11 protein-coding genes and 6 pseudogenes are annotated in these 19177 nt (G+C 54.1%); 7 read left to right on the top strand and 10 right to left on the bottom strand.

Features of this window, described 5'->3' with window-relative positions; all coding sequences use genetic code 11:
* Positions 1 to 2: 2 nt before the first annotated feature.
* From ATI45_RS21730 to flhA, 10 genes and pseudogenes are all read right to left on the bottom strand, one after another.
* On the bottom strand, positions 3 to 1136 hold the full coding sequence (locus tag ATI45_RS21730; protein ID WP_098421587.1) for a protein-glutamate methylesterase/protein-glutamine glutaminase: 1134 nt from the start codon (positions 1134 to 1136) through the stop codon (positions 3 to 5).
* An 84-nt stretch (positions 1137 to 1220) separates the two neighbouring features.
* Positions 1221 to 1504: pseudogene (locus ATI45_RS21725) on the bottom strand (chemotaxis protein CheW); the annotation flags it as partial.
* 27 nt (positions 1505 to 1531) lie between these two features.
* Positions 1532 to 2967 (bottom strand): annotated as a pseudogene (gene tnpC, locus ATI45_RS21720) (IS66 family transposase).
* Positions 2968 to 3219: 252 nt separating this feature from the next.
* Positions 3220 to 5006 (bottom strand): annotated as a pseudogene (locus tag ATI45_RS21715) (chemotaxis protein CheA); the annotation flags it as partial.
* Positions 5007 to 5022: 16 nt separating this feature from the next.
* Positions 5023 to 5808: a protein phosphatase CheZ gene (locus ATI45_RS21710; RefSeq protein ID WP_098421586.1), complete on the bottom strand. Its 786-nt coding sequence runs from the start codon at positions 5806 to 5808 to the stop codon at positions 5023 to 5025.
* Between the two features lie 20 nt (positions 5809 to 5828).
* Positions 5829 to 6211: pseudogene (cheY, locus tag ATI45_RS21705) on the bottom strand (chemotaxis response regulator CheY).
* Positions 6212 to 6288: 77 nt separating this feature from the next.
* Entirely contained in the window at positions 6289 to 7029 is a 741-nt protein-coding gene (locus ATI45_RS21700; protein WP_098421585.1) for an RNA polymerase sigma factor FliA, read from the bottom strand.
* A gap of 27 nt (positions 7030 to 7056) precedes the next feature.
* Positions 7057 to 7869 carry a MinD/ParA family protein gene (locus ATI45_RS21695; RefSeq protein ID WP_098421858.1) on the bottom strand — a complete coding sequence of 271 codons (813 nt, stop codon included), beginning with the start codon at positions 7867 to 7869 and terminating at the stop codon, positions 7057 to 7059.
* 100 nt (positions 7870 to 7969) lie between these two features.
* Entirely contained in the window at positions 7970 to 9331 is a 1362-nt protein-coding gene (flhF, locus tag ATI45_RS21690; protein WP_098421584.1) for a flagellar biosynthesis protein FlhF, read from the bottom strand.
* A gap of 57 nt (positions 9332 to 9388) precedes the next feature.
* A pseudogene (flhA, locus tag ATI45_RS21685) lies at positions 9389 to 11556 on the bottom strand (flagellar biosynthesis protein FlhA).
* Between the two features lie 238 nt (positions 11557 to 11794).
* On the opposite strand from flhA, the pseudogene upp reads away from it, so the two are divergent.
* From upp to ATI45_RS21650, 7 genes and pseudogenes are all read left to right on the top strand, one after another.
* Positions 11795 to 12432, top strand: a pseudogene (gene upp / locus ATI45_RS21680) (uracil phosphoribosyltransferase).
* A gap of 2 nt (positions 12433 to 12434) precedes the next feature.
* Positions 12435 to 13763, top strand: coding sequence for a uracil-xanthine permease family protein (locus tag ATI45_RS21675; protein ID WP_098421583.1), 1329 nt, complete (start codon positions 12435 to 12437; stop codon positions 13761 to 13763).
* A 300-nt stretch (positions 13764 to 14063) separates the two neighbouring features.
* Complete coding sequence (gene nirK, locus ATI45_RS21670) at positions 14064 to 15281, top strand: copper-containing nitrite reductase (protein WP_098421582.1); 1218 nt, start codon at positions 14064 to 14066, stop codon at positions 15279 to 15281.
* Between the two features lie 213 nt (positions 15282 to 15494).
* The gene (tnpC, locus tag ATI45_RS21665; protein WP_098421581.1) at positions 15495 to 16934 is read left to right on the top strand and encodes an IS66 family transposase; all 1440 of its coding nucleotides are present in this window, start codon (positions 15495 to 15497) and stop codon (positions 16932 to 16934) included.
* Positions 16935 to 17010: 76 nt separating this feature from the next.
* Complete coding sequence (locus tag ATI45_RS21660) at positions 17011 to 17952, top strand: hypothetical protein (protein ID WP_228736038.1); 942 nt, start codon at positions 17011 to 17013, stop codon at positions 17950 to 17952.
* Positions 17953 to 17985: 33 nt separating this feature from the next.
* The gene (locus ATI45_RS21655) at positions 17986 to 18624 is read left to right on the top strand and encodes an SCO family protein (RefSeq protein ID WP_098421579.1); all 639 of its coding nucleotides are present in this window, start codon (positions 17986 to 17988) and stop codon (positions 18622 to 18624) included.
* 58 nt (positions 18625 to 18682) lie between these two features.
* Entirely contained in the window at positions 18683 to 19120 is a 438-nt protein-coding gene (locus ATI45_RS21650; protein ID WP_098421578.1) for a copper chaperone PCu(A)C, read from the top strand.
* Positions 19121 to 19177 lie beyond the last annotated feature (57 nt).

Genomic DNA, 19177 nt, shown 5'->3' with positions numbered 1-19177 from the left:
CATCAGCTGACTCCATCTTTAAGCCGCTGGCAAACGTCGTTCAGCGCCAGGATTTCGTCACTCAATCCGGCTTTGGCCACCGCCATGGGCATGCCGTAAATCACCGAGCTTTTTTCATCCTGCGACCACACAATCGAGCCGCCTGTTTCATCATGCGGCCCTTCCCGGCCATCTGCGCCCATGCCCGTTAAAACAATGCCCAAGGTTTTACCGGGAAAGCTGCGCGCCAGCGAACCAAAGGTGACATCCACCGAAGGTTTATAATTGAGCCGGTCATCGCCGGGTAATATGCGTATCCGACTTTGGCCACCGCGGTTTTCCACCATCATCTGTTTGCCGCCGGGTGCCAGCAAAGCCAGGCCGGGGCGCAACAGATCGCCGTCTTCTGCCTGGCGCACCTGTATTTGGCAAGACCGGTTCAGGCGCTCGGCAAAAGCTTGGGTGAAACTGGCGGGCATGTGCTGCACCAGAATCAGCGGCGCGGGAAAGCTGGCGGGTAGGCCGATGAGTACATTTTGCAGAGCCACCGGGCCACCGGTCGAGGTGCCGATCGCCACCACTGTGTAGTGCCTGGGTGGCGTACGCCGCTGATAGCGCTCCGGGCTTGCAACCGCTGCTGCGGCGGGGCGATCAACTAATGGGCGCCGCTGTAGCGTTGGAGCCACTGCGCGATCAGCCGCAGTTTCAATGGTTGACACGTGTGGCCCACGAGCGCGAATACTCGCAGCGCTGCCAGGACGGCTACGGGCGATACTAACAACACGTTCCACCAGAATTTTTTGTAATTGACTGCTGTTACCGGCAATTTCCTCGAAATTCTTGGGTAGGAAATCCACGGCTCCAGCTTCCAGCGCATCCAGGGTTATCCGCGCACCTTCATAAGTAAGCGACGAAAACATCAGCACCGGTATCGGATGTTTGCGCAGTATTTCCCGCACGGCCGTAATCCCGTCCATGACCGGCATTTCGTAATCCATGGTAATCACGTCAGGACGCAGTTTTTCCGCTTGCTCTACGGCTTCGCGGCCGTTGCTGGCGGTACCAACCACGGTAATCTGGCCAGACGCGCCAAGAATTTCACTCAGGCGTTTGCGAAAGAAACTGGAATCATCAACAATCAGCACAGAAACCGTCATTTACTTCTCCGGGCGATGCCAGCCATCCGCCAGGCCGGCGGCATTCCGACGATTAAGCGTCGGCTAATCAACAACAAATCGGTGTTAGCTGTAATGCTGCAGCAAACTGGGCACATCGATAATCAGCGCGATCCGGCCATCGCCGGTAATGGTGGCGCCAGCCATACCCGGCGTACCCAGAAGCCCGCGGCCAAGAGGTTTAATCACCACTTCTTCCTGGCCTACCAGCTGGTCAACCACGAACCCGACCTGGCGGGTACCCATAGACACAATCACACGTGGCCGTTTTCCGGCTCAACGTTTCCAGCACCGCCACGAATGAGCCAACGCTTGATGTGGAACAGGGGAAATACCTTGTCGCGTAGTAACTATTCAGCTCACATCTGCCACGATCATTAAAATTGAGTCTCATCGGTATCCATAAACGCAGGGTCTTTCCCTGAAAGAGTAAAGCCAGAGCCTCTGTGGCTGACATCCCTGCTTGCGACACGTTGACAGGTAACTGCGAACGCGACAAAAGATCTTCGCCCCCGCCATTGATCGAAAACAACCGGATATTTTCTGCTGCACTTTCGTCATGCGCAGGTCATTCTCCCCCTGATGTTGGTGAAGGGGACGTACTCGACATCCATAAAACGCAGAACGTCGTGCTCAAAGTTTCGTAACCTTTCCAGCAAGTTTCGGGCTTTTGATCGTTTTAGCCTGCCGCGTTTCCCGGCCTCTCGCAGGCTTACATCGGGAGGTGGACATTCACTATCTGCCTCTTCGAGAACTTGTCGATAGCGCTGTCGCCACCGTTCAGCGTCAGTGGCTGGCAAGCGGCCACCGGCATCCGCTACCGTTGTGTTCATATCGATCAGCAGTACTTTCATCGCCTTGGGCCCAGTGTTGATCGTCCTGCTCCCATGCCCTCTCCAGCTCCCGAAGATGGTGCGCATTGCACAGGGAATGGGTGCACGCGTAACGGTAGTACGGCTTCCAATGATCGTGACACAGCACCCCGCTGAAGAAGGGTAAGACGCCCATCTCGTCCATGGCCTCGGTGCCACGCTTGGTGTGGGGATAGAGCAGCGTCAATGCGCTATTGGACGCGCAGTGCAACCAGTGGCGCTTCCCGTTCAGGTTAATGCCGGTCTCATCAACATGCATGAGCTCAGATTTGGCGAGCTGAGCTTTCGCCCACTGCTCGAAATGATCCAGCTTCTCGTAAGCCTCTTTGTTGAAATTGAAGACAGAGCCGGCACTGACCGGAATACCCATCTGCTCCTGAAAGTGGTCACGGATTCGGTCATAGGGCAACAGCTGAAACTGCGACATATAGACCGCATTGGCCTTGATGCCGATGCCATACTGAACCGACCGACTGACCCTGTCCGGAAAGGCAGCAACAAATCGATTCCCCTGGTCGTCTTTAATAACCTGTGCTCGGTATTCAGTCACGAATCGCAAGATGTCAATATCGATGACCTGCCGTGTTTCATAACCGTCCTCTTGATACCGCCGTCCTTTTGGCAGAGAGCGTCGATCGACTTTCAGCTCTTTCACTGCGTCAGGATCATCGACCTGCTGCAAGGTGGTTCCGATACGCCCCTTCTGTCCGCCAGGTTTTCTATTGCTGGAACCCTTTTTGGAAGATTTGTCACGGTTCGGATCCGTTGAAGGCGGCTTACTACTATTTTGCTATTGAGCGTCGTGCGGTTGAGCAGTAGCGCCACCAAAACGAGCAGCACTTCCAGAGCGGCCTTGAGTGAAGGCGACAGGTCACGCTCTTCTCAAGAAGGTTCTTGACGGAGGCGATTGCCGAATCAACGTCGATATTGTCTATTTTCAATGTCTGCCCGCACCGTGATGGCTTTGTAAGACAGCCATTATCGCACGGGTTCTCAGGGCGACATTTTTGGCTCTTAGCGCTCTTATACGGCGATTAAAAAACCGGGGCTGCCCCGTGATCGTCATCGATCATTACAGCCCTTCAATCGCTCTCATGTCGTCGCTTATGGCCTGCCTGGTAGCATCGATGCGTATGCCGATAAGGTGAAGAGATTCAAGCAAAAACCCTGTCAAGAACTTTCACAGGTTTTTTGAGCTGAATAGTTACGTCGCGTACAACAACACACTCGCGGCCATCTACCACGTTGGTCTTGCTCAAATTAAGGTGGAAAATTTCCACCACGTTAACCAACGGCAGTGCGAACGACTGATCAGCAAGCATAATCATCAGCGTAGGCATGATGGCCAGGGTCAGTGGCACTTTGATCACAATGCTTGAGCCTTCGCCCAGCTTTGACACCACGCTAAGCTGGCCGTTGAGCTGGCTGATTTTGGTTTTCACCACGTCCATACCCACACCACGGCCAGACACATCGGAAATCTGGTCTTTGGTGGAAAAGCCGGCGGCAAATATCAGGTTGTAGCATTCCTGATCGGTCAGCCGGTCTGCGCCATCCTGGTCATACATGCCCTTTTCGACTGCTTTGCGGCGCAACACCTCGGCGTTCATGCCGGCGCCGTCGTCGGTGATCAACAGCAGGATGTGATCACCCTCTTGCTCGGCCGAAAGGGTAATGGTGCCGGTTCTGGGCTTGCCGGCCCGCTCCCGCTCTTCCGGGCTTTCATTCCGTGGTCCACCGAGTTGCGCACCAGGTGCACCAACGGATCTGACAGTGCTTCCACCAGATTCTTGTCAAGATCGGTGTCTTCGCCGTGCATCACCAGATTGATTTCTTTTTTCAGGCTGCGGGCAAGGTCACGTACCACCCGCGGGAAACGGCCAAACACTTTCTTGATGGGCTGCATGCGGGTTTGCATAACGGCAGCCTGCAGGTCAGTGGTGACCACATCCAGATTGGCCACTGCTTTGTGCATCTGTTCGTCTTCGCTTTGGTCACTCAGGCGTTGCAGGCGGTTTCGCACCAGCACCAGCTCGCCCACCATATTCATAATGTCGTCCAGGCGCTTGGTGTCTACCCGCACGCTGGTTTCTGGAGCGGCCGGGGCCGCATCGCGGGGCGGCGCTTTGGCGGGTGCCGGCTCGGCTGAAGCTTTGGCCGCTGCTGAAACCTTGGCCGCTTCCGGTTTTTTAACAGACGCTGGCGCTGCGGACGCAGCCGCAGCGGCCGCTGTCGGACGGCCACCCTTGCCATGAAGCTGGTCCAGCAGTGCTTCGAATTCGTCGTCAGAGATATTGGCTGGCTGGGCACTGCTGGCCTCAGCAGCAGTTTCTTTGGCGGCTGCTGGGGCGCCGGCGAACTTACCTTTACCGTGAAGCTGGTCTAGTAGTGCTTCGAATTCGTCGTCGTTGATGTCGCCATTGCCGCTTGCAACCGGGCTGTCCGCACTGGTTTCGCTGGCAGCCGCTGGTGCTGGTTCGTCGCCGTTCAGGGCGTCGAGCAGCTGCTCGAATTCGTCATCGGTAATGTCACCCTGGTCGGCGCTGGTCGGTGCTGTGTCGGGCACAGCTGAATGGACAGCAACCTCGCCTTCGGGCAAAGCCAGCTGATCCAGCCGATCAATCAGTTCCTGCGGCGCCGGTGTGAGCGCTTCGCTCTGGCGCACCTCTTCGAACATGGCATTCACGTTGTCCAGAGTTTCCAGCACGACGTCCATCAGTTCAGAGGTTACTTTGCGCTTGTGATTGCGCAGGGTATCGAATACGTTTTCCGCCGAGTGACAGCAGTTCACCAGGGCATCCAACTGCAAAAAACCAGCGCCGCCTTTGACCGTGTGAAAACCACGGAAGATGGCATTCAGCAAATTGCTGTCGTCAGGATTCTGCTCCAGATCCACCAGCTGCTCAGACAACAGTTCAAGAATCTCACCGGCTTCAACCAGAAAGTCCTGCAGGATTTCTTCATCGCCATCAAACGACATGTTTGTTCCTCATTGCTCAGAAACCAAGACTGGACAACAGGTCATCCACGTCATCCTGACCCGACAACACATCTTTGCGTTGTTCAGGCTGCATTTGCGGACCCACACCCTGTTCAGCCGAGGGCTGTTTGTCCTCAATCTGGTGCACTGTACCGGTCAACTGGTCTACGTGGCCTGCCATCACCACCAGGCTCACCAGGTTGTCTTCCACTTCACGCACCAGGGTGACCACATTTTGAATAACCTGGCCTGTCAGGTCTTGATAATCCTGAGCCAACAAAATTTCTGAGAGGTTACCGTACAGCTTGCCGGCGTCGGTGTTCAACGCCGCCAAAAACTGGTCCATGCGAGCGTGCAACTCGCGGAATTCGGTCGGTGCCATATCCCGCCGCCGAAGGCGCTGCCACTGCTGGTGCAGATCTTGGGCTTCGTCTTGAAAATGACGGGCGACCGGCATGCTTTCTTCTACCAGATCCATGGTGCGATTCGCCGCCTGGCCCGTCATTTTCACCACGTATTCCAGACGATCGGAGGCGTCGGTCATTTTTGACAGAGCTTCTTGCTGTTCGGGGTTGCGCGGATCAATCTGAAAATTACGCATGGCTTCATGCAGGCTGCGGGTTAGCCGCCCTACTTCGTGGTACAAGCCCTGATCTCGCACTTCTGCAAGCTCGCTGATCAGAGCCATAGCGCGGGAATAATCGCCCGCGCGCACGCTCTCAACCAGCTGTTCAGACTGTTGCTTTAATTTTTCCGTCAGCTCTGGTTCCAGGGCATGGCGCTCACCTGTTGAATTGCTCATGGCTTGTTTCCACTCCCCGGTTACTGAATTCGCTCAAAGATTTTTTCGATTTTTCTTTGAGAACGGCGGCAGTGAACGGCTTTATAATGTAGCCGTTCACACCGGCCTGCGCTGCAGCGACAATCTGGTCGCGCTTGGCTTCGGCCGTCACCATCAGGATCGGCAGGGTTTTCAGCTGATCGTCGGCGCGAACAATCTTGAGCAGGTCAAAACCGGACATGCCGGGCATGTTCCAGTCGGTCACCAGGAAGTCGTACTTGCCGGTTTTCAGCATCGGCATTGCCGTATTGCCATCGTCGGCTTCGTCGGTGTTGGTGAAGCCCAAGTCACGCAGCAGGTTTTTGATAATGCGCCGCATCGTGGAAAAGTCGTCCACAATGAGAATTTTCATATTTTTGTCCAAGAGGACCTCCAATCGGTGGAATCTAGTCGAATCTCGTTGCATCACTGCCTGCAACTCGCGGGTTGCAGGCGCTAGAATTATGTAGGGTCCGTTTTCCAGTCGGCTAACCGGCTACGTAAGCGCAAGGCAGCCTGGCTGTGAATCTGGCTGACCCGGCTTTCGCTGACGTCCAGCACAGCACCGATTTCCCTCAGGTTCAACTCTTCCTGGTAATACAGGCTCAGCACCAGTTTTTCACGTTCTGGCAGGGTTTCAATGGCCGCCGCCAAACTGTCACGAAACGCCGACTCTGACACCCCGTGCAGCGGATTATCATCCGTCTCTGAATGTTCTATCGGCAGCTCGCCGGATTCATTGAGCTCATCCAGACTAAAAAGCCGGCCGCTGTTGGAATCAGCCAGGGAACTGTGATATTCCGAAAGCGTCATATCCAGCTCGGCAGCCACTTCGGCATCCTGGGCTTCGCGGCCCTCGCGGTCCTCTACAGCCTTGATAGCTTTGGAAATGCGCCGGGAATTTCTATGCACCGAACGCGGCACCCAGTCGCCTTTGCGGATTTCGTCCACCATGGCGCCACGGATTCGAATACCTGCGTAGGTTTCAAAGGTCGCACCTTTGCCCGTGGCGTAGCGCTGCGACGCCTCAAGCAAGCCAATCATGCCAGCCTGCATCAGATCTTCCAGCTGAACGCTGGCGGGCAATCGCGCCAGCAGGTGGAGGGCAATTTTCTTGACCAGGGACGCGTGCTCTTCAATCAGCCGGGACGCGCCTGAAACACCCGACCGTTTGTAGACTCCGAGATCTTTCGCCAATGTCATAAATCCGCTTTTTGTACGGGATGTGTTTTAAACTTCGACCAGCCGCTCTATAAAGAATTCGAGATGGCCCCGCGGCGATGATGGCAGCGGCCAACTGTCCACTTTTTCAGCCAAAGCCCTAATAGCCAACGAGGCCTTTGCTTGCGGGTAAGCTTCCAACACCGCTTTCTGGCGCCGCACCGCTTTTTTAACGGCCTCGTCGAAAGGCACTATACCTACATATTGTAACGCCACATCCAGGAAACGTTCTGTAACCCGGGTCAGTTTTTCATACAAAAGCCGGCCTTCTTGTTCGGTGTTTACCTGATTGGCCAGAATCCGGAAGCGGTTGGTGCGGTAATCGCGGTTCATCAGCTTTATTAAGGCGTAGGCGTCGGTAATCGACGTAGGCTCGTCGCACACCACCAACAGCAGCTCCTGGGATGCCCGCAAAAAGCTGACCACCGATTCGGAGATGCCTGCGGCCGTATCCACAATCAGTACGTCGATCTGGTCGGCAATGTCACTGAAGGCGTGAATCAGCCCGGCGTGCTCCATGGCACTGAGCTGGGTCATGCGCTGGGTACCTGATGAGGCTGGCACAATCTTGATGCCGCCGGGGCCATCTACCAACACGTCACGCAAATCGCAGTCGCCATTGAGTACGTCTTGCAGATTGCGTTTGACTTTCAAGCCTAGCAGCACATCGATATTGGCAAGCCCCAGGTCGGCGTCTAACAGCACCACTCGACGGCCCTTTTGTGCCAGAGCAATGCTCAGGTTGACCGACACATTACTTTTGCCAACGCCACCTTTACCGCCAGTGACCGCAATTACCTGAACCGGATGTGCTTTACTCATATTGATGATGGCCTCTTGCCATGTTTGACCGGGAACGGACGTTGCCGCTGCCCACTGTTCTGTACCGCCCGCTTGCTTTGCTGCTTTACAATCGGCGTGTTCAAGACCCGCTGGCAACGGCTTCCTCCTGCCGCAAACCCTTCATACGTTCTACACCGAGTTGCACCAGAGCAAGCGCTTTCGCCGGGTGCAAGTCTTGGGGTATTTTCTGGCCGTCGGTGTACCAAGCCACCGGCAGACTGGTTTCCATAACAAATCCCAGCACTTCGCCCAGAGTCAAAGCCTCATCGATCTTGGTAATCACACAACCGGCAAGGTTTGCCATCTTATAGCAATGCCATACGGATTTCATAATCCGCGGCTGGCTGGTGGCAGACACCACCAAATGTGTACGGATTTTGTGATGACTGCGGACCAGCTCGGCTAATTGCTCCTGATAGCCCCGATCGGTGCTGGTCAGCCCGGCGGTATCAATCAACACCAGGCGACGGTCAGACAACTCATCCAGAATTTCATCCAGCGGGTGGCTTTCATCAACCACCCGTACCGGAACGCTAAGAATACGGCCAAACACAAACAATTGTTCGTGCGCCGCAACCCGATAACGATCGGTGGTAATCAACGCTAGGGAGTCGGCGCCGTGGCGCAGCACGTAGCGTGCCGCCAATTTGCCGATGGTGGTGGTTTTGCCCGCTCCAGTAGGTCCCACAAGGGCAAATACGCCGCCTTCGTCCAGCCATTCCTGGCGCGAGGTACGCACGCCGTTAACCAGCATTTTCAGAGACTGCTTCCAGCCATCTTCCAGGCGCCCGGACTGGTGACGGCGGGCGAGATTGTCGGACAACTTGCGGCTTAAGCCAAACTCACCCAGGCGTTCTGCCAAGCGCTGCTGAAGAGCTGTAATATTGGCGCCGGCACTGGTGTCTTTTACCGCGGCAGGCGCAGCCTGACCGCTCATCAGCTCGCGCAGACTGCTTATTTCAGAACGCATGGCCGCCAGTTCCCCGGCATAACCCGCAGGCTGAGCGCTTTGCGCTGCGGCGTTTTCACTACGCCCGTCAGCGCCGGCCGGCAAGGTTCTGCCGCCCTCTGCAAACGGATCTGCGCTGGTCATATCGGCAAAGCCATTAACAGTTTCAGCAATGGAGCCGTAACCGGCCTCGCTTCCGGCGCGCTGCTCGCGCACACCGCGGATGCGATCACGGGAGCGGCCAAGCTCGTCTTCCAGGTGGCGCTGCTGGTCTGCCTGCAGCTCGGCCAGATGGGTGCCGCTGGTGGCTGCCATCGCTTTGTCACCTAAGCGTTGGCGCGCCATGTTTTCGTCATAATCGAGGGCCGTCACAATTTCAACGCCGCCGTCTACCCGGCGGTTGGAAAGTATCATCGCATCCGGCCCCATGTGTTCGCTGACCTGTTTCAGGGCTGCGGCCATTGTGGGTGCAAAAAAACGTTTTACTTTCATGCTTGTTCATCCTTTGCCGGGAACGCGGCTGGCGTTATCCGTGTGTCGTCTGCGCCTTTACTGGCCTACCGACGCTACGATGGTAATCTGTTTGTTATCCGGCACTTCCTGATAAGACAGTACGTGCAGGCGTTCTATGCCGTAACTGGCGAACTTTGCCAGCACCGGCCTCAGCGGGCCGGACACCAGCAGAATCGCTGGTTTACCGAGCACTTCCTGGCGTTGCACGCTGTCTTGCAATGAACGCTGGAGTTTTTCCACCATGTTCGGCTCTAGCACTAGCCCGATATCGTCCTGGCGCCGGATTGTTGACTCTGCTGCACAGACTTAAGCAATAACTGTTCCAGATCTGGATCCAGGGTAATCACCGGTATTTCGGATTCGTTACCAACGATGCTCTGCACAATCATCCGCCGCAGGGCCTGGCGGGTTACTGTGGTCAAAGCTTTCGGATCCTGACTGCGTGGGTGCAGGTTCACTATGGATTCGGCGATAGAGCGCATATCGCGAATAGGCACCTCTTCTTTCAGCAGATTCTGCAGCACTCGCAGCAACACGCTGATGTTTACCGCTGAGGGCACCAGCTCTTCCGCCAGTTTCGGCGATACTTTTTCCAGTTGGTCCAGCCACTTCTGCACTTCTTCATGGCCCAGCAACTCGTAGGCGTGGGTCTGCAGAACCTGATTCAGGTGAGTAGCCACCACGGTGCTGGCGTCTACCACGGTGTAGCCCAGACTTTGGGCCTGGTCTTTTTTCTCTGGTTCTATCCAGATGGCATCAAGGCCAAAAGCCGGATCTTTGCCCTCTATACCCTCCACTTTGCCAAACACCTGGCCGGGGTCGATGGCCAGCTCACGCTCCGGGTGAATCTCCGCTTCGGCAATGGTGACGCCCATCAGGGTGATGCAGTAAACGTTGGGCATTAAGTCCAGGTTGTCGCGGATATGCACCGAGGGCATCAAAAAACCCAGATCCTGGGACAACTTTTTACGCACGCCTTTAATACGGCTAAGCAGCTGCCCGCCCTGGCTTTTATCCACCAACGGAATAAGCCGGTAACCGACTTCCAGGCCAACAATGTCTACGGTGGCGACGTCGTCCCAGCCCAGCTCGCGATTCTCTGCCGGTGCCGGTAGAGAATCGCTACCGTTGTCGCCGCTGACCAATTCACCACCGCTGGCACGGCCGCCAGTACTTGCACCGCCACGTGCCGGAAAGTTGCCATCCTCTTCTACCGTTTGTTGATTTTTCTTCCAGGTAAACCAGGCCGCCGCCGCCGCCATCGAACCCAGCCCCAGAAATGCTACGTGAGGCATACCAGGAATCAGGCCCAGCAAAATCAGAATACCGGCAGCAATAGCCAGAGCTTTGGGCACATCGAACATTTGTTGCAGAATCTGGCTGCCCATATCCTGGCTGGAGGTGGTACGGGTGACCATAATCGCCGCCGACGTAGACAACAGCAGCGACGGAATTTGGGCCACAAGGCCATCACCGATGGTCAGCAGCGCGTAACGCTCCACCGCCAGGCCGAAATCCAGCCCGTGCTGAGCCATACCAATGGCAATCCCGCCAATGATGTTAATGGCCAGAATAAGCAGGCCCGCGACCGCGTCGCCTTTCACAAATTTCGAAGCACCGTCCATAGAACCGTAGAAATCGGCCTCCTCGGCCACTTCTCTACGGCGGAATTTGGCGTCTTCCTGGTTGATCAAACCGGCGTTCAAGTCGGCGTCGATGGCCATTTGCTTGCCGGGCATAGCGTCCAGGGTAAATCGGGCGCTCACCTCCGACACCCGGCCGGCACCTTTGGTGACCACCAGAAAGTTAATGATCATCAGGATGGCAAACACCACCAGGCCAACCGCGTAGTTACCACCAATCAGCACCGCACCGAAAGACTCAATGACTTTACCGGCCGCATCTCCGCCATTATGGCCTTCGAGCAGCACAATACGGGTAGATGCGACGTTAAGCGCCAGGCGCAGCAAGGTCGCCAGCAGCAAAACCGTGGGGAACGCAGCAAAATCCATCGGCCGCAGGGCGTACACGCACACCAACAGAATCACGATGGACAGGGTTATGTTGAAGGTAAAAAACACGTCCAGCAAAAACGCCGGCACAGGCAGAATCATCATGCCCAGCAGGCCCATCAGCATCAGTGGAACCCCGAGGTTCCCCTTCGCCAGGAATTTGACGTTATTAAAGACTAAAGCTCGATCCATGCCGGATTTCTCTCTAGATTGATCTAAATCGGTCTGATCTGACCTGATTTCTGGCGCTTTTGCGCGTTTGAACAGTTACACCGCAAAAACCATACCAATCCTTAGGAAATCCCCTACAACTTTCTACTGCCGGCAGCCTGACGAAAACCACCAGATACGGTATCCTTTCGCCATTTTGTGTCGTTGCCTTTGTGAACGACCCCGCGCCCTCAATTATCACGACAAACAGGTGACCGCCATGCCCATCCACGAAGTAAAACACCCTCTGATACAGCACAAAATTGGCCTGATGCGCCGTGCCAATATCAGCACCAAGAATTTTCGTGAACTGGCGCAGGAACTGGGTACGCTGCTGACCTACGAGGCCACCAAAGACATGACCCTGAAAAAACAGCAGATTGACGGGTGGGCCGGGCCGGTCACCATTGAACAGATTCAGGGTAAAAAAGTGACCATCGTACCGATTCTGCGCGCCGGCATTGGCATGCTGGACGGCGTACTGGCGCTCTGCCCGCGGCACGGGTGAGCGTGGTAGGCCAGATCCGCAACGAAGAAACCCTGGAAGCCACCACCTACATGGAAAAACTGGTGGGTGAACTGGACCAACGCATGGCGCTGATTATCGACCCCATGCTGGCCACCGGTGGCTCAATTATCTCGACGATTGATTTGCTGAAAAAAGCCGGCAGCACCGACATTCGCGCGCTGATTCTGGTGGCCGCCCCTGAAGGCGTGAAACGGGTTCTGGCTGCGCATCCGGATGTGTCTATCTACACCGCCTCCATCGACGACGGCCTGAATGAAAAAGGCTATATCCTGCCTGGCTTGGGCGACGCCGGCGACAAGATTTTCGGCACTAAGCAGAAGGACGTTTAAACATGTCCCAGCACGCTAACGAGTATGTTAACGACGCTAACAACCAGCCTGTCGACGAATCTTTTCATGAGCCTTTTCAGGAACCCTCTTTTCAAGAACCCATGTGGAAGCAAGCGTTAGCCGGCTCCCAGATGCTACTGGTAGCTTTTGGCGCACTGGTGCTGATGCCACTGATTACCGGCATGGACCCGAATGTCGCGCTCTTCACTGCAGGCCTTGGCACCATTATTTTTCACATTGTGACCGGTGGTCAGATTCCGATTTTTCTGGCGTCGTCATTTGCCTTTATTGCCCCGGTAATTGCCTCCAAAGGCAAATTTGGCATGGAAGAAACCATGGGCGGCCTGATGGCGGCGGGTATTTTGTACATTATTCTGAGCGCCCTGGTAAAAGTCCGCGGTACCGGCTTTATTACCCGCCTGCTGCCACCGGTGGTGATTGGCCCGGTAATTATGGTGATTGGCTTGGGGCTGGCACCGGTAGCGGTGCACATGGCGTCTGGCCGCACCGGTGACGGCAGCGTTCAGCTGATTGCGGAAAACACCGCGCTGTGGATTGCGATGATTTCGTTGGTGTGCACCGTAGGCGCTTCGGTGTGGGCAAAAGGTATTTTCCGCCTGATCCCAATCATGTTTGGCGTACTGGTGGGCTATGGCCTGGCAGCCATAATGGGCCTGGTCGATACGACGCCGGTGCAACAAGCACCTTGGCTGGCCATTCCAAACTTTACCGCACCGCAGTTTAGCTGGGGAGCCATTCTGTTCATGATTCCGGTGGCTATCGCTCCGGCTATAGAGCACATTGGTGACGTGCTGGCCATTGGCAACGTCACCCGTAAAAACTACTTGGACAAACCCGGCCTGCACCGCACCCTGCTGGGCGACGGCCTGGCCACCAGCGCCGCCTCGCTGCTAGGTGGCCCGCCCAACACCACCTATTCGGAAGTGACCGGCGCCGTCATGCTGACTCGCAACTTCAATCCAAAAACCATGTGGTGGGCGGCAGTTATTGCCATTGTACTGGCCTTTGTGGGTAAGTTCGGTGCGGTGCTGCAAACCATTCCGGTACCGGTCATGGGCGGCATTCTGTGCCTGCTGTTCGGTTCTATTGCGGTGGTGGGCATGAGCACGCTGATACGCCACCAGGTGGACCTGAACTTGCCGCGCAACCTGGTAATTGTAGGTGTCACCCTGGTATTCGGGATTGGCGGCATGGTGCTGGGCCATCTGGCAGGCATCGCGCTTTGTGCGATTGTGGCCATCGCCCTGAACCTGATTCTGCCGGGCTCACGGGAGGCCTGGGGCAAGGCCATTTACGAAAAGAAAGACTGATCAGCACCCGGCCCCCGCCCCGGGGGTCGGCCAACTTAAGCGTCGCGGCGTCAATTTAACGGCTCGACGACGCCGGCTAACGCTATTTTGGATCACATTCAGCCCGCTATTCTCTACTGCAATTTTTAACAAAATGTTTATTTATTTGATCTCAGTCAATTAGGGTAAAGCTAATTATATCGATTTGATTTCAGTCAATTGTAATTTTGTCGTCTTATCTATGCTCAGATTCCGATGGCTCACTCGATCATTTTGTGCTGTCAACACGCAGAAAAATGCTACTGAATCATGGAGCTAGATATGGAAGGCAAAACCTCAAAATCATCACCAGTTAATGAACAGCGTCGTAACTTTATCAGTGGCTCAATCAGTGCTGGCGTTTTGGGCGCGGGCATTGCAGCAGGGTTAGTGCCAACATTAGCTCAAGCTCAAAGCGGTAAAAAAGTGGACCGTATGGCTAGCTATACCGCTGATCAGCTAGAGCGAGTCAAGCAAGTACTAGTAGTCCCGCCTATGGTGCCTGCGCATGACCAGGTTGCTAAAGGTAAGCCTAAAGTTATTGAAGTGCGCCTTGACGTAGAAGAGAAACAGATAGAACTGGAAAATGGTACTAAGGCTTGGGTATCCGCTTTTAATGGCAGTGTTCCCGGGCCATTAATTGTTTGCCACCAACACGACTATATTGAATTGACCCTGGTTAACCCTGACACCAACATGTTAGCCCATAACATAGACCTGCACGCATCAACGGGCGCCTTGGGCGGCGGCGAGTTAACACTGGTGTCTCCAGGTGAAGAGGTCACCTTCAGATTTAAGGCCACTAAAATAGGCACTTTTATATATCACTGCGCTCCGGGCGGCATAATGACTCCCTGGCACGTCGTCATGGGCATGAATGGCGCCATTATGGTATTGCCACGTGAAGGCTTGAGTGATGGCGACGGTAACAGCTTGACCTACGACAAAGCCTATTATATTGGCGAGCAAGACTTCTACGTTCCTCAAGACGAGTCCGGACAATACAGAGCTTATGACACGGTTATAGGCAGCATGAATGAAACCTTAGACGTGATGAAAACACTCACCCCATCCCATATCGTCTTTAACGGCGCTGTTGGGGCATTAACAGGTGAGAACTCGATGACCGCCAAGCTTGGCGAAACCGTGCTGTTTATACACTCCCAGGCTAACCGTGATACCCGTCCACATATTATTGGTGGTCACGGCGATTATGTCTGGAACTCAGGTTCGTTCGGTGACAGGCCTGCTCGGGATTTAGAAACCTGGCACGTTGCCGGTGGCAGTGCTGGAGCAGCTTTATATACCTTCATGCAACCTGGTCTGTATGTTTATGTAAATCACAATTTGATTGAAGCCATCATAAAAGGTGCTGCCGGCCATATCAAGGTGGACGGCGAATGGAATGATGATTTAATGACCCAGGTTAGCAAGCCTTCAATCATCGTAACTATTCAGCTCAAAAAACCTGTGAAAGTTCTTGACAGGGTTTTTGCTTGAATCTCTTCACCTTATCGGCATACGCATCGATGCTACCAGGCAGGCCATAAGCGACGACATGAGAGCGATTGAAGGGCTGTAATGATCGATGACGATCACGGGGCAGCCCCGGTTTTTTAATCGCCGTATAAGAGCGCTAAGAGCCAAAAATGTCGCCCTGAGAACCCGTGCGATAATGGCTGTCTTACAAAGCCATCACGGTGCGGGCAGACATTGAAAATAGACAATATCGACGTTGATTCGGCAATCGCCTCCGTCAAGAACCTTCTTGAGAAAGAGCGTGACCTGTCGCCTTCACTCAAGGCCGCTCTGGAAGTGCTGCTCGTTTTGGTGGCGCTACTGCTCAACCGCACGACGCTCAATAGCAAAAATAGTAGTAAGCCGCCTTCAACGGATCCGAACCGTGACAAATCTTCCAAAAAGGGTTCCAGCAATAGAAAACCTGGCGGACAGAAGGGGCGTATCGGAACCACCTTGCAGCAGGTCGATGATCCTGACGCAGTGAAAGAGCTGAAAGTCGATCGACGCTCTCTGCCAAAAGGACGGCGGTATCAAGAGGACGGTTATGAAACACGGCAGGTCATCGATATTGACATCTTGCGATTCGTGACTGAATACCGAGCACAGGTTATTAAAGACGACCAGGGGAATCGATTTGTTGCTGCCTTTCCGGACAGGGTCAGTCGGTCGGTTCAGTATGGCATCGGCATCAAGGCCAATGCGGTCTATATGTCGCAGTTTCAGCTGTTGCCCTATGACCGAATCCGTGACCACTTTCAGGAGCAGATGGGTATTCCGGTCAGTGCCGGCTCTGTCTTCAATTTCAACAAAGAGGCTTACGAGAAGCTGGATCATTTCGAGCAGTGGGCGAAAGCTCAGCTCGCCAAATCTGAGCTCATGCATGTTGATGAGACCGGCATTAACCTGAACGGGAAGCGCCACTGGTTGCACTGCGCGTCCAATAGCGCATTGACGCTGCTCTATCCCCACACCAAGCGTGGCACCGAGGCCATGGACGAGATGGGCGTCTTACCCTTCTTCAGCGGGGTGCTGTGTCACGATCATTGGAAGCCGTACTACCGTTACGCGTGCACCCATTCCCTGTGCAATGCGCACCATCTTCGGGAGCTGGAGAGGGCATGGGAGCAGGACGATCAACACTGGGCCAAGGCGATGAAAGTACTGCTGATCGATATGAACACAACGGTAGCGGATGCCGGTGGCCGCTTGCCAGCCACTGACGCTGAACGGTGGCGACAGCGCTATCGACAAGTTCTCGAAGAGGCAGATAGTGAATGTCCACCTCCCGATGTAAGCCTGCGAGAGGCCGGGAAACGCGGCAGGCTAAAACGATCAAAAGCCCGAAACTTGCTGGAAAGGTTACGAAACTTTGAGCACGACGTTCTGCGTTTTATGGATGTCGAGTACGTCCCCTTCACCAACAATCAGGGGGAGAATGACCTGCGCATGACGAAAGTGCAGCAGAAAATATCCGGTTGTTTTCGATCAATGGCGGGGGCGAAGATCTTTTGTCGCGTTCGCAGTTACCTGTCAACGTGTCGCAAGCAGGGGATGTCAGCCACAGAGGCTCTGGCTTTACTCTTTCAGGGGAAAGACCCTGCGTTTATGGATACCGATGAGACTCAATTTTAATGATCGTGGCAGATGTGAGCTGAATAGTTACCAATCATCAGGTCTTAAAGGCTTTTTTAAGCTGTTTGATTAAAGAATGGCTCAAAGAAATTGCGCGAATTCGTGGCTCAGGAATAGCATTTCTAAGCCACGAATTCGAGGCAACCCAGATGCGAAGGGAGATGCCATGCTCAGGGTAATAGGTATTTTGTTACTGGCTATGGTTTACCAAACCGCCACAGCCCAACAAGCCGATGAAAACGCAAAGGATTATCTAGTATACGCCAGCGTATACCAATGGTACGGCGAACTGGACAGCAACGAAAACTGGCGTCAAAACCATCCCCAGGTCACGCTCGATTTTGCAGAATACCCACAAAGCAGTTGGACCCAAGGCGCACACCAGATTCTGGATATAGCGCCCGTATCTGAAGATTCAGCTTCAAATAACCCACCTGCCAGCCATCAAGTACGCATAACCTTAGAGTTCTACCCTGCTGTTGCGGACTCCGATCACGTAACCGGCCAGTATATGCAGCAATTGATCACCTTCAGCCGTGATTACCAGCAAGTGCTCAAGGTAGAAACCGAAATGAATGAGCGCGATGATTTTGAATCTCGCTACATTGCCAGCGCCGATACAAATTTAATTCGCGCGTTTCTTTATAGCTGGACTCAAGGGCTGGATGAGCCTGACTCAGCATCGCTAACACAGTGGCTCACGAGTGACGCCCAGGTGAACCTGGCTGAAACGCAGGTAGCGGATATAAGTGACTATCAGGCCCATATGCAGGCGCAAGGGTTAACCCAAAGCCGTCGAGTGATAAGAAATCTGAAAATAAGCCCGTTAGACGAACAGCAATACCAGGTTGAATTTGAGTATCAATGGAGCGCGATCAACGGCGACGGTGAAACTGAAATCGCGGACATTGGCGTCTCCCTGCGTTTAAGCGTCGTAGACGGCAAAGTATCAGTGCACGTTTATACGGAGCAATATCTTGCGCCAAAAACGGACCTAGGGGCAGAAGTTCGCTGCTAAGGCGCTCGGCCATTGCATTATCAGGAGTTAACTATGACAAACAATACACGATTTATTCTGGGCAAAGGAATATCATCGGCAATTCTGTGCCTGATGATGATCTTTTTTAGCAATGTCGCCATGGCGCAGATGCCGGTTCTTAAAGGTATAGGCGGCGATTTTACGTTGAATAGTAGCAAAGGGGTTGAGGTCAGCCTGTCAGACTATCAAGACAAAGTGGTCATGTTATTTTTTGGCTATACCAATTGCCCTGATATCTGCCCCACAACGATTGCCCATATCAGTCAGATGATCAAGCGGCTCACTCCAGAGCAGCGGAAAAGAGTGCAAGTTCTTTTTATCAGCATAGACACGGACTACGACACGCCGAAACACCTGAACAAATACCTGAGTTACTTTGACCCAAGCTTTATTGGCCTGGTGGATGAAAAAGAAAAAATTGATCACGTTGCAAAGCTTTATCATGCTGAATACAGCAAGCTTGCCAATGAGAAAGTAACAACAGAGTTTAAAAAGCTTTCCGTAGATAGCGAAGAACAAGAGCAGGAAGGATACCTTTACTCCCACAGCGCAAAAATATTTGTTATCGATACGAAAAGCCGTGTGCGGGGTTTCTTTTACGTGGGCACGCCGATTGAAGATATGAAAGACCAGGTAATAAGCCTGCTCTGATACTTGTCGCGTTAACTGCCACAGCAGAAAGACAATCAAAAAATTAAAGGATTAATCGATGAAAATGTCCCAGATTATGAGTGGCCTTCTGCTTGGCGCGAGCCTTATGGGTGCCCCGCCAGCGTTCGCCGCAGACGTTACAGCAGAGGGTGCCTGGTCCAGAGCCATGCCACCCTCGGCCCGCGTGCTGCCAGTGTACGTTACCCTGCGCAATAGCAGCGCCGAAGATGTGTCGCTCGTCAGTGTCAGTACCACCTATGGCCAGGCGGAGCTGCATGAAACCGTCATGGAAAATGACATGATGAAAATGCTGCCGATCAACGCCATTGTGGTTGGCTCAAACAAGCAGGTTCAGCTGGCACCCATGGGTTTGCACGTTATGATCACAAACCTGGTTTTGGACGTACCCGCCAAAGGCAGCACGTTGCCGCTTACCTTGACGTTCGACAACGGTGAAACCATCAGCTTGGATGTCAAAGTAACGAGCCAGCCCTGAACGAAAGAAAACCGTTTTCATCCTTGGCTTGTCGGCCTGGCGCTTGCGGGACGCAAG

Origin of the sequence: Marinobacter sp. LV10MA510-1, assembly GCF_002563885.1 — a bacterium.
In the GTDB taxonomy this organism is placed as follows: Bacteria; Pseudomonadota; Gammaproteobacteria; order Pseudomonadales; family Oleiphilaceae; genus Marinobacter.
Note: the sequence above shows the minus strand (reverse complement) of the source record. Positions and strands in the feature narration are given on the sequence as shown.